This is a genomic window from uncultured Pseudacidovorax sp. (genome assembly GCF_913773995.1).
GTDB lineage: Bacteria > Pseudomonadota > Gammaproteobacteria > Burkholderiales > Burkholderiaceae_C > Xenophilus.
On the sequence record NZ_CAJYES010000007.1, the window covers coordinates 1 to 11,022 of the forward strand.

Genomic DNA, 11,022 nt, shown 5'->3' on the forward strand with positions numbered 1-11,022 from the left:
CGCGAGCAGCTCCTTGGCGATGGTGTTCTTCTGGATCTCGCTGGTGCCGGTGAGCACCCGGTACATGCGCAGCATGCGGAACAGGAACTCCACGCGTCGGCCCTGCACGATGCCCTCGCCGCCATGCACCTGCACCGCCTTGTCGGCCACGCGGAAGGCGGTCTCCGAGCAGAAGAGCTTGGCCATCGAGGCCTCGGCCCGCGCATCGCCGCCGGCGTCGAGCTGGCGGGCGGTGGCGATCATCAGCGCGCGTGCCGCGGCGAGTTCGGTGGCGGCCTCCGCCAGCATGTGCTGGATGGCCTGGAACTGCGCGATGGCGCGGCCGAACTGCTTGCGCTGCAGCGCGTAGTCGCGCGCATCGCGCAGCGCCACCTGGGCCAGGCCCACCATCGCCGGGCAATGCAGCAGCCGGTTGACCGTGATGCGACCCAGCGCCAGGGCCAAGCCGCGACCCGGCTCGCCGATGCGCTGGCCGGCCGGCACGCGGCAGCCCTCGAGCACGATGTCGCCGGTGCTGCTCTGGCCGGCCATGGTCTTGTAGTTGGACTCCACCCGCACGCCCGGCGAGCGCAGGTCGACGAAGAAGGCCGTCACCTCGCGCTGCTCGCTGCCTTCGGGCGCTGTCGAGGCCATCAGTACGGCGGCGTCCGCAAAAGGCGAGCCTGAAATGAAGCGCTTGCGGCCGGTGAGGACGTAGTCGTCGCCGTCGCGCACCGCACGCGTCTGCACCGCACCCGCGTCGGAGCCGGCCTCGGCCTCGGTGAGGGCGAAGCAGATTGCCATCTCGGCCTGCGCCACAGGCAGGATGAACTGGGCCATCTGCTGCGGCGTGGCATGGCGCACCAGCGCGCCCACGCGCGGCGGGCCGCTCAGCTCGCCCAGCACATGCGGCGCAAAGGGCGAGCCGGTGGCGTAGATGGCTTCCTTGACCAGCACATGGTCCAGCACCGACAGGCCGAGGCCGCCCAGCTGCTCGGGCAGGGTGAGACCGTAGAAGCCCAGCTCATGCGAGCGGCGCCAGACCTGGCGCAGCAGGGCGCGGTCGGGGCTGTGCTCGTGGTCGAGCTGGTGTTCGCGGGCCAGATCGGCCAGCTCGCCGTTCAGGAAGTGCTGGATGCGTGAGATCAGTTCGGCGGCGCGTTCACTGCCCTCGAAGGGCGCGCGGAAGAGAGGGGGGGAGGTTGTTGCGTTCGTCATGGCGTCGCCCTTGTTCAATTGACCATCCGCGACTGGCCCTGCCAGTACGGCGCCTGCACCGCCCGGCGCATGACCTTGCCGTTGGGATTGCGCGGTAGCGCCGCCACGAACTCGATGTGCCGCGGTCGCTTGAAGCCGGCCAGCTGCGCGCTGCAGAAGGCGTCGATCAGCGCCGCGTCCGCTTGGCGGCCGGGCTTGAGCACCACATGTGCCGCCACCGCCTCACCCCATTTGTCGTCGGGGATGGCGAAGACGCAGGCGTCCTGCACCGCCTCGTGCTGGTACAGCACGGCCTCGACTTCGGAGGGATAGACGTTGAAGCCGCCGCTGATGACCATGTCCTTCTTGCGGTCCACGATGTAGACGAAGCCGTCCTCGTCCATGCGGGCCAGGTCGCCGGTGTGGTAACGGCCATCCTTGAGCACTTCGGCCGTTAGTTCAGGCGCACGCCAGTAGCCGGCAAAGATGTCGTCGCCGCCCACCACGATCTCGCCGATCTCGCCCTGGGCCACGGGCTGGCCCGCGTCGTCCAGGATCTGCACATCGCATTCGAGGAAGGGCCTGCCGCAGGAGGCCAGGCGTTCGGGGCGGGCGGCGCGGGCATGCAGGTGATCCTCGGTGCTGAGGGCGCAGACGCCGGAAGTCGTCTCGCCCGCGCCGTAGCCCTGCGACAGCACGGGGCCGAACACGTCCATGGCGCGAAGGATGCGCGCGGGTGCCATCGGCGCCGCGCCATAGCCCAGCCGCTGCAGGTCGGGCAGCGGGCGGTACTGGCCTTCCAGCTCGGCCAGCAGCATGTTGATCATGGTCGGCACCATGAAGGTGTGGGTGATGCGCTCGGCCTTCATGTCGGCGAGAAAGCGCGCGGGCTCGAAGCCGTTGAAGATGCGGATGGTCACGCCGCTGCACAGGGCCGGCACGATCTGCATGCCCGAGGCATGGGTGATCGGCCCCACCAGCCCCAGCGAATGTCCGCTGCGCATGCCTTCGCTGCGGATCAGGAACTTGCGCAGCTGCGCCAGCCGGTTGCCGAAGGTCTGCATCGCGGCCTTGAGTACGCCCGAGCTGCCCGAGGTGTAGTGCAGCACGGCCAGTTCGTCGGCATGCACCTGCACGGGGTCGAAGCGGTCGCTGGCGCGGGCCAGCAGGCCTTCGTAGCCTTCGTCTCCGGGCGCATCGAGCAGCACCAGCCGCGACGTGCCGCGCAGGTGCGGGCGGATGGCCTCGGCCCGCTCAGCGGTGGTGACGATCAGCGTGGCGTCGCTGTTGGCTGCGACCTCGCCGACCTCTGCCGGCGACAGGCGCGCATTGAAGGGCGCCTTGACCAGCGCGGCCTTGTAGCAGGCCAGCTCCAGTTCCACGATCTCTGGGCAGTTGGGCAGGTAGATGCCGACACGGTCGCCGCGCGACAGGCCCAGGCCGAGCAGGGCGTTGGCGAGGCGGCAGGCGCGCTGCTCCAGCTCGGCATAGGTCAGGCTGCGGCTGGCACTTCGGACCGCGACCTGCCGCGCATGCGCGCGGGCGCTGCGGGCGACGAGGGTGGCTACGTTCGTCACCGGACGGACGACGGGCGTGGAAGGGCTGGCGTTGTTGATGGCTGTCTCCTGGAATCTCGACCGGCTGCCGCACGGACTGCGCGTCCTGCGGCGGTGTGGGTCACTGTTCCAGAAGGCCGGTCATCGCGGAAATACCGTTTGCTGATGCCGGGGCATCAATGCAAGTGATGGCCTCGCGCGGCGGGCAGGCAGGCAGGCGGGCGCGCGTCGCCGTTCAGGGCCGGTCGCGATGCAGCCACTCGGCTTCCCAGGCGCCTTCGTCGATCAGCCGGCGCGACTGGCCGAGCAGGGCCTCCATCACCGCCTGGGTAGCGGCATCCCGCACCCGGCCCGCGGGCAGGGCGAGGCTGTAGGTCCGCACCAGTTCGGGCTGCACCACGCGGGCGACGACCCAGTCGGCGCGCGCGGGCGGCGCATCGTGCAGCGCGCAAGCCGGCGTGAAGGTGAAGCCCGCGCCATGCAGGTAGAGCGAGCGGATCACGCGTGCGGAGTCGTGCTCGTGGACGATGTGCAGCGCAGTGCCCCGCGCGGCCGCGGCTTCTTCCACGCTCCGGCGGATCGAGAAGCGGCGCGACTGCAGCACCAATGGCAGGCGTGCGGCGTGGTCGAACTCCAGGGTGGGTCGGCCGGGCGGCGCGCCGGCCTTGCGCCGGCCCTTGGAGGCGGACGGCTGCAGCAGCGCCCCCACTTGGCCATCGGCGTCCTGGCCGCAGACGAACATGGCCTCGCGGGCCAGCGGCCGGCACTCCAGCCCGTCGACGGCCGGCGTGTCGACCAGCACGCCCAGGTCGGCGCGGCGGTCCAGCATGGCCTTCTTGACCATCAGGCTCAGGTCGTCGAGCACGAAGACCCGCACCCGCGGTGCCGTCTCGCGCAGAGCCATCAGCACCGGGCCCATCAGCAGCGAGGCCAGCAGGAAGGGCAGGGCGATGGTCACCGAGCCTTCCGGCCCCTGCGGCAGCTGGCGGATGCGGTCGCGCATGGCGTCGGCGTCCGACAGCAGGCGGCGTGCGTCTTCGTAGAGCTGCAGGCCTGCGGAGGTGGGCGTGACGCCGGCATGCGAGCGCTCCAGCAACTGCGTGTCGAGCTCGGCCTCCAGCTTCTTGATCTGCGCCGTCAGGGCGGGCTGTGCGATGTAGAGCGAGGCCGCCGCGCGCGAGAGGCTGCCCGCTTCGAGCACGGCGATGAAGTAACGGAGGCTGCGCAGGTCCATGGGTGGCGCGCAGCATAGCCGCGCGTACGGCGGGGTGTCAGTCCCAGGCGGGCGCCAGGTTCTCCGGGTTGGCCAGGCGCTCGTTGCGGTCCAGCGCGGCGATCGCGGCCATGTCCTCCGACGTGAGCTTCAGGTCCTTGGCCTTCAGGTTGGACGCCAGGTTCTCTCGCTTGGTGGACGACGGAATGACCGAGAAGCCCTGGGTCAACGCCCAGGCCAGCGCCACCTGCGCTGGTGTGGCCCCATGCCGCTGGGCGATCTCGGTCAGCGCCGGCTCCTTCAGCACCTTGCCGTAGGCCAGCGTCATGTAAGAGGTCAGGTGCACGCCCTGCATGCGCGCGTAGTTCACCAGCTTGTGGTTCTGCAGGTAGGGGCTGATCTCCACCTGGTTGGTGGCGATGGCCCCCTTGCCGGCCAGCTCGATGGCCTGCTGCAGCAGCGCGATGGTGAAGTTGGAAACGCCGAACTGCGCCGTCAGGCCCTGTCGCTGCGCCTCGGCCAGCGCCTCCAGCGTCTCGCGCAGCGGCACGGCGCGGCCGGGCGAAGGCCAGTGGATCAGCGTCAGGTCGACCTGCTCGGTGCGCAGCTTCTGCAGGCTGTCCTTGAGGCTGGGGATCAACGCGTCGGCCCCGAGCTTGTCGACCCAGACCTTGGTGGTCAGGAAGAGCTGCGAACGTGGCACGCCCGATTCGGCGATCGCCTGGCCGATCTCGGTCTCGTTGCCGTAGATCTGTGCGGTGTCGATGGCGCGGTAGCCGACGTCCAGCGCGTTGCGCACGGAATCGATGACGGTCTGGCCCTTGAGGCGGAAGGTGCCGAGGCCGAAGGCGGGAATGGGAGAGGGAATGCTCATGATGGGATGTCCGGGTGGAAGGGAAAGGAGGGATCGGTGGATGAACGGTAGCGTCCACCGCAACCTGCGGCTGGCGGCCGATGACCGCGCCGTGCGTCAGCAGGCGACGCGGTCGTCGCGGCGCTTAAGCGCTGCGGTATGGCCCTGCGCATCGCGGCGGTCCAGCCGGCCGGCCCAGGTGGTGAGCGCCCAGGCGCCCAGCACCACCAGCGCGCCGATCCAGGCGGTGTGGACCAGGCCGAGCCGCTCGACGATCAGGCCGCCCAGCCCCGCGCCACCGGCGATGCCCAGGTTGAAGGCCGCGATGTTCAGGCCCGAGGCCACGTCCGCGCCCTTGGGGCTGAAGCGTTGCGCCTGCTGCACCACATAGACCTGCAGGCCCGGCACGTTGCCGAAGGCCACCGCACCCCAGGCCAGCACCGTGACCACCATCAGCACGGGATGCGGTGCCGTCAGGCTCAGCACGCCCAGTACCGCGGCCAGGCCGAGGAAGATGCGCTGCAGCGCCGGCACCGGCCCCAGCCGGTCGGCCAGCTTACCGCCCCAGAGGTTGCCCACGGCCACAGAGACGCCATAGGCCAGCATCACGCCGCTCACTGCGTTGGCCGAGAAGCCCGTCACCTGCTGCAGCAGCGGCGCCAGGAAGGTGAAGGCGATGAAGGAGCCGCCATAGCCCACCGCCGTCATCGCATAGACCAGCAGCAGCCGCGGTTGGGCGAGCACGGCCAGTTGCTCGCGGAGAGCGGCCGGTGGGCTGTGCGGCACCTCGCGTGGCACGAAGACCGCGCTGCCCAGTACCGCCACCACGCCCAGCCCGGCGACGGCCAGGAAGGTGGCGCGCCAGCCGAGGTGCTGGCCGATCAGCGTGCCCAGCGGCACGCCGGTGACCAGCGCCACCGTGAGGCCGGTGAACATGAGGGCGATGGCGCTGGCCGCCTTTTCCTTCGGCACCACGCTGGCCGCGATGATCGAGCCGATGGAAAAGAACACGCCATGCGCCAGGCCGGTGAGCACGCGTGCCACGATCAGCGACTCGTAGCCCGGCGCGCGCCAGGCCACCAGATTGCCGAGCGTGAACAGCAGCATCAGCCCCAGCAGCAGCGCCTTGCGGGGCAACCGGCCGGTCAGCGCGGTGAGCAGCGGCGCGCCGACGGCGACGCCCAGGGCATAGAGGCTCACCAGCAGACCGGCCGAGGGCAACGTGACGCCGAGGTCGGCAGCGATGGTGGGGATGAGGCCGACGATCACGAACTCGGTCGTGCCGATGGCGAAGGCGCTGAGCGTCAGCGCGAACAGGGCAATGGGCATGGCAGGCACCTCGCGGCCGTGGCCGCACAAGCAGTCGAACAGGTTGGAAGGCTGCGAGTCTCCTGCGATGCGCTCTTGCGAAAAACCCGTCTATAAACCAAACACTTTTGACCTGGAATCAAGAATGAAGACGACGTTGGACGAGATGCAGACCCTGGCCGCCGTGGTCGACACCGGCGCGCTGTCGCGGGCGGCTGATCAGCTGGGTATGACCGTCTCGGCCGTCAGCCGCACGCTGGCGCGGCTGGAGCAGAAGCTCGGCACCACGCTGATGCGCCGCACCACCCGGCGGCTGGAACTGACGGAGGAAGGCGCCGCCTTCCTGGCGCGCGCACGCGCCATCCTGGCCAGCGTCGATGCCGCCGAAGAGGACATGGCCGCACGCCGCGAGCGCCCCGCCGGCCGGCTGCGGGTGGATGCGGCCTCGCCCTTCATGCTGCATGTGGTGGTGCCGCTGGTCGCGGGCTACCGGGCGCGCTACCCGGAGGTCACGCTGGAATTGCACAGCCACGACGGTTTGATCGACCTGCTCGAACACCGCGTGGATGTGGCCATCCGCATCGGCCGCCTGCGCGACTCCACGCTGCATGCGCGGCCGCTGGGCAGCAGTGCGCTGCGGCTGCTGGCGTCGCCGGACTATCTGGCCGCGGCCGGCACGCCGCGCCGCGTGGCCGAGCTCGCGCGACACACGCTGCTGGGCTTCACCTCGCCCAGCAGCCTCAATGAATGGCCGGTGGCCGATGCGGACGGCCAGTCACTGCACATCGAGCCCGCTTTGGTCGCTTCCAGCGGCGAGACGCTGCGCCAGCTGGCGCTGGAGGGCGCCGGCATCGCCTGCCTGGCCGACTTCCTGACGGCGCGCGATGTGGCGGAAGGACGGCTGGTACCGGTGCTGCCGCGGCACACGCGCGAGGTGCGCCAGACCATTCAGGCGGTGTACTACCGCAACACGCCGCTGACGGCACGCATTGCGTCCTTCATCGACCACCTGGCCGCCCATTGGCTTGGCACGCCCTCGTCGCCGTGAGCTTCACGGCGCTCCAGGCCTGGGCGCCTTGAGCGCGGGCTTCAGGGGCCGTCCTTCTTCTTCGCCTTCCTCCGGGCGATCACGAGCAAAACCACGAAGAGGGCGCCAGTGACCAGGGAAATGGTGGTCAGCCAATCGATGGTGGTGTCGAGATCCATGGTGTTCACTCCTTCGGCGCGAGTGTGGCGAGACCGACGGGCGTTGGCGATGTGCCGAAGGCGCTAGCGCTTTGGTAGAGCCAGCCGTCAGCCAGGGCGCAGCACAATGCGCCGCCGCGCCTTGCGGGCGTGGCGCTTCGCGATCCGAGGAGATAACGCCATGCAGGACTACTACGCCGCCCGCGCTGCGGAATACGACCGCATCTACGCCAAGCCCGAACGGCAGGCCGACCTTCGGGAGATGGAAGCGTGGCTGCCCGGCGTCCTCGCCGGCCGCCACGTGCTGGAGGTGGCGTGCGGCACGGGCTACTGGACGCAGTTCTACGCACCGGCCAGCACCGGCGTGGTGGCGCTCGACGGCGCGGTGGAGACGCTGCGCATCGCCGCGCATCGGCAGCCTGATGCCCCGGTGCGCTGGTTGCAGGGCGACGCCTATGCGCTGCCCGTGGCCGACAAGGCCTTCGATGGCGCCTTTGCCGGCTTCTGGTGGTCGCACATTCCACTGTGTCGCATCGACGCCTTCCTGCGTGGCCTGCACCGGACGCTCCAGCCCGGCGCGCAGGTGGTGTTCATCGACAACCTCTTCGTGCCGGGCAGCAGCACGCCCATCGCCGAGCAGGACGCCGAAGGCAACACCTGGCAACTGCGGCGACTGGCCGATGGCTCCGTGCATCGCGTGCTCAAGAACTTTCCCAGCCGCGACGCGTTGCTGTCGGCCGTGGCGCCCTATGCGCGCATCAGCGAATACCGCTCGTGGCAGCACTTCTGGGCGCTGTCCTATTCGCTCGCGGGTTGATGCGCCGGCGGGCTGCCCCGCTGCACTCGGTGAAGGGTGGCAGGCCGCGCACGCTCAGCGCGGCGCCACGGTAAAGCCCACCGTGATCTCGCCCTCGGCCCATTGCGCAAACACCTGCCCGCCATGCATGGCCGCCACCGCGCGCACGATGGACAGGCCCAGCCCGTGGTTCTCGCCGCTGTTGGGCCGCGCGCCGTCGCCGCGGTAGAAGCGGTCGAACAGCCGCGCGAGCGCTTCGGGCGCGAGAGGCGCGCTCGGGTTGCTCACGCTCACGCGTGCACCGCCGGCCAGCGGCTCGATGCGTGCGCGGATGACGGCGCCGCCCGACGAATGCTGGATGGCGTTGTGCAGCAGGTTGCTCAGCGCACGGCGGAAGAGGGCCGTCTCGATGGGCGCGATGGCGTCGCCCTGCACGTCAACATGCAGGCCGGCCTCGTCGAGCAGCACATCGAAGAACTCCACCGTCTTGGCCACTTCCAGCGCCAGCGGCGCGTCGACCAGGCGCCGGGCGCGCTCGCCCTGTTCGGCGCGGGCCAGGAAGAGCATGTCGGCCACGATGGAGCGCAGGCGCTCGAGTTCCTCCAGGTTGGACTGCAGCACCTCGCGCAGTTGGGCGGCGTCGCGCTCGCGGGCCAGCGTGACCTGGGTCTGGCCGATCAGGTTGGCCAGCGGGGTGCGCAGTTCGTGGGCGACGTCGGCGTTGAAGGTCTCCAGCTGGCGGTAGGCGCCGTCCAGCCGGTCGAGCGCGGCGTTGAAGGACTGGCCCATGTCCGTCAGCTCGATGGGCAGGGCCGGCAGCTGCAGCCGCTGGCCGCGGTTGTCGGGACCGATGCCCTGGGCCTCGGCCGACAGGCGCTGCAGCGGGCGCAGGCCCACGCGGGCCACCCAATAGCCCATCATTGCAGCAACGCCCGCGCCGGTCAGCGCCAGCACGGCCATGGCGGCCTCGAAGGTGTGCAGGGTCTGGCGCGGCGCGGCGCCGCTCACGCCGGCAATGAGCTGCACCTCGGGCCGCACGTCGTTGGCGGGCAGCCGCGCCGACATCAGCGCCATGGGCCGGCCGTTGGGGCCGATGGGCAGTTCGACGACGCCGTCCTCGTCCTTCAACGACTCGGTCATCGCCTTGGCGTCATCGGCCCAGCGGAAGGCCGGCGCCTCGCTCCACATCCAGTAGCGCACCTCGCCGTTGCGGCTTTCGAGCGCGGCGATCTTCTCGCGCGCGCGGGCCGCCAGCTCCGATGAGCGGCCGTGCTCCAGCATGTAGCGCACATCCTCCAGGCGGCTCTGCACCTCTTCGCGCTCGTGGCGCCGCAACTCGTGCCGCAACACCTGCAGCAGCGCCACACCCAGCAACGCGAAGATGAACACCGCCACGGCGGTGAACATCAGCGCCAGACGCAGGGCGATGGAGCCGCGGCGCATCCGCTCAGTCGTTGCCCGCCGCGCCGGGCGCGCGCTCTTCCAGCACATAGCCCATGCCGCGCACGGTGTGCAGCAGTGGCTCGGCGAAGGGCAGGTCGATCTTGCAGCGCAGGCGCTTGATGGCCACCTCGACCACGTTGGTGTTGCTGTCGAAGTTCATGTCCCACACCTGCTCGGCGATGGCGGTCTTGGACAGGATGTCGCCCTGGCGGCGGGCCAGCAGGGTGAGCAGTGCGAATTCCTTGGCCGTGAGGTCGATGCGCTGGCCGGCGCGCAGGGCGCGGCGGCTGATCAGGTCGATCTGCAGATCGCCCACGCGCAGCAGTGTGGGCTCCTGCGCGCGGCCGCGGCGCGTGAGGGCCTGCAGCCGGGCCTGCAGCTCGATGAAGGAGAAGGGCTTGACCAGATAGTCGTCCGCGCCGCCCTGCAGGCCGCGCACCCGGTCTTCCACGCCGTCGCGGGCGGTGAGCATGATGACCGGCGTGCCCTTGACGGCGCGCAGCGAGCGCAGCACCTCGAAGCCGTCCAGGCCTGGGAGCATGGCGTCGAGCACGATGACGTCGAAGTCGTGGTGCAGCGCCAGGTGCTGGCCGTCGATGCCGTCGTAGGCGACGTCCACCGTGCAGCCCTGCTCGGTCAGGCCCTGGCTGAGGTAGTCGGCCGTCTTGCGCTCGTCCTCGACGATCAGCACCCGCATCATGGCTGAGCGGCCTCCAGCCGCGGCGTGGCGGCACGGGCGGCGCGCGCAGCCTTGCGGCGCATGTACCAGTGGTGGGCGCGGTCGAGGTAGAGGTAGACCACCGGCGTGGTGAACAGCGTGAGCACCTGCGACAGCAGCAGTCCGCCCACCATCGCATAACCCAGTGGCCGGCGCAGCTCGGAGCCGGCGCCATGGCCCAGCATCAGCGGCAGGCCGGAGAGCAGGGCGCACATGGTGGTCATCATGATGGGACGGAAGCGCAGCACGCAGGCCTCGAAGATGGCGTCGCGCGGACTCATGCCGCGGTCGCGCTCGGCATGCAGGGCGAAGTCCACCATCATGATGCCGTTCTTCTTGACGATGCCGATGAGCAGGATGATGCCGATGAGCGCGATCACGCTCAGATCGTAGCCGCCCGCCATGAGGATCAAGAGCGCGCCCACGCCGGCCGAGGGCAGCGTGGAGAGGATGGTGAGCGGATGGATGTAGCTCTCGTACAGCAGACCCAGCACGATGTACACCGCGATCAGCGCCGCCAGGATCAGGTAGGGCTGCGTGCGCAGCGACGCGCTGAAGGCCTGCGCCGTGCCCTGGAAGCTGCCGGTGAGCGTGGGCGGCACGCCCATCTCGGCCTGCGCCTGCTGGATCTGCTCCACGGCCTGGCCCGGCTTCGCGCTGGGCCAGGCCGTGGAGCAGATCCAGCAGGCGCAGGCCGAGATGGGCGTGCCGCCCACGCTCACCGGCAGCTTCCAGGGCACGGCGCAGGCCTTCAGCGCGTCGCTGCGCACGCAG

General features: G+C 70.1%; 10 protein-coding genes. 2 read left to right on the top strand and 8 right to left on the bottom strand.

Annotation, left to right across the window (positions count from 1 at the left end; translation table 11 throughout):
• The 5 genes from QZ772_RS00625 to QZ772_RS00645 form a co-directional block, all read right to left on the bottom strand.
• A partial coding sequence (locus QZ772_RS00625; protein ID WP_295521975.1) for an acyl-CoA dehydrogenase family protein occupies positions 1-1,197 on the bottom strand: 1,197 nt, incomplete at its 3' end.
• 14 nt (positions 1,198-1,211) lie between these two features.
• Positions 1,212-2,753 (bottom strand): AMP-binding protein, encoded by a 1,542-nt coding sequence (locus QZ772_RS00630; protein WP_295521977.1) that lies wholly within the window; start codon positions 2,751-2,753, stop codon positions 1,212-1,214.
• Between the two features lie 214 nt (positions 2,754-2,967).
• Complete coding sequence (locus QZ772_RS00635; RefSeq protein ID WP_295521979.1) at positions 2,968-3,966, bottom strand: LysR substrate-binding domain-containing protein; 999 nt, start codon at positions 3,964-3,966, stop codon at positions 2,968-2,970.
• A 37-nt stretch (positions 3,967-4,003) separates the two neighbouring features.
• Complete coding sequence (dkgB, locus tag QZ772_RS00640) at positions 4,004-4,819, bottom strand: 2,5-didehydrogluconate reductase DkgB (protein WP_295521981.1); 816 nt, start codon at positions 4,817-4,819, stop codon at positions 4,004-4,006.
• 96 nt (positions 4,820-4,915) lie between these two features.
• Positions 4,916-6,127 (bottom strand): MFS transporter, encoded by a 1,212-nt coding sequence (locus QZ772_RS00645; protein ID WP_295521984.1) that lies wholly within the window; start codon positions 6,125-6,127, stop codon positions 4,916-4,918.
• 124 nt (positions 6,128-6,251) lie between these two features.
• On the opposite strand from QZ772_RS00645, the gene QZ772_RS00650 reads away from it, so the two are divergent.
• Positions 6,252-7,154: a LysR family transcriptional regulator gene (locus QZ772_RS00650; protein ID WP_295521987.1), complete on the top strand. Its 903-nt coding sequence runs from the start codon at positions 6,252-6,254 to the stop codon at positions 7,152-7,154.
• A 318-nt stretch (positions 7,155-7,472) separates the two neighbouring features.
• A complete protein-coding gene (locus QZ772_RS00655) occupies positions 7,473-8,108 on the top strand; it encodes a class I SAM-dependent methyltransferase (protein WP_295521989.1) in 636 nt (211 codons plus the stop codon).
• Between the two features lie 54 nt (positions 8,109-8,162).
• Here the strand turns inward: QZ772_RS00655 and QZ772_RS00660 are convergent, their stop codons facing one another.
• The 3 genes from QZ772_RS00660 to QZ772_RS00670 all read right to left on the bottom strand — a co-directional run.
• Positions 8,163-9,530 (bottom strand): heavy metal sensor histidine kinase, encoded by a 1,368-nt coding sequence (locus QZ772_RS00660; protein WP_295521992.1) that lies wholly within the window; start codon positions 9,528-9,530, stop codon positions 8,163-8,165.
• Positions 9,531-9,534: 4 nt separating this feature from the next.
• The gene (locus QZ772_RS00665) at positions 9,535-10,227 is read right to left on the bottom strand and encodes a heavy metal response regulator transcription factor (RefSeq protein ID WP_295521998.1); all 693 of its coding nucleotides are present in this window, start codon (positions 10,225-10,227) and stop codon (positions 9,535-9,537) included.
• Positions 10,227-11,022, bottom strand: a 796-nt coding sequence (locus tag QZ772_RS00670) for an efflux RND transporter permease subunit (protein ID WP_295521995.1), incomplete at its 5' end; no start/stop codon positions are given. The genes QZ772_RS00665 and QZ772_RS00670, both read right to left, overlap by 1 nt.

Bases quoted from the DNA above. Each gene is read 5' to 3' on its own strand.
- QZ772_RS00635 (WP_295521979.1), bottom strand. From the start codon at position 3,966: ATGGACCTGCGCAGCCTCCGTTACTTCATCGCCGTGCTCGAAGCGGGC.
- dkgB (WP_295521981.1), bottom strand. From the start codon at position 4,819: ATGAGCATTCCCTCTCCCATTCCCGCCTTCGGCCTCGGCACCTTCCGC.
- QZ772_RS00645 (WP_295521984.1), bottom strand. From the start codon at position 6,127: ATGCCCATTGCCCTGTTCGCGCTGACGCTCAGCGCCTTCGCCATCGGC.
- QZ772_RS00650 (WP_295521987.1), top strand. From the start codon at position 6,252: ATGAAGACGACGTTGGACGAGATGCAGACCCTGGCCGCCGTGGTCGAC.
- QZ772_RS00655 (WP_295521989.1), top strand. From the start codon at position 7,473: ATGCAGGACTACTACGCCGCCCGCGCTGCGGAATACGACCGCATCTAC.
- QZ772_RS00660 (WP_295521992.1), bottom strand. From the start codon at position 9,530: ATGCGCCGCGGCTCCATCGCCCTGCGTCTGGCGCTGATGTTCACCGCC.
- QZ772_RS00665 (WP_295521998.1), bottom strand. From the start codon at position 10,227: ATGCGGGTGCTGATCGTCGAGGACGAGCGCAAGACGGCCGACTACCTC.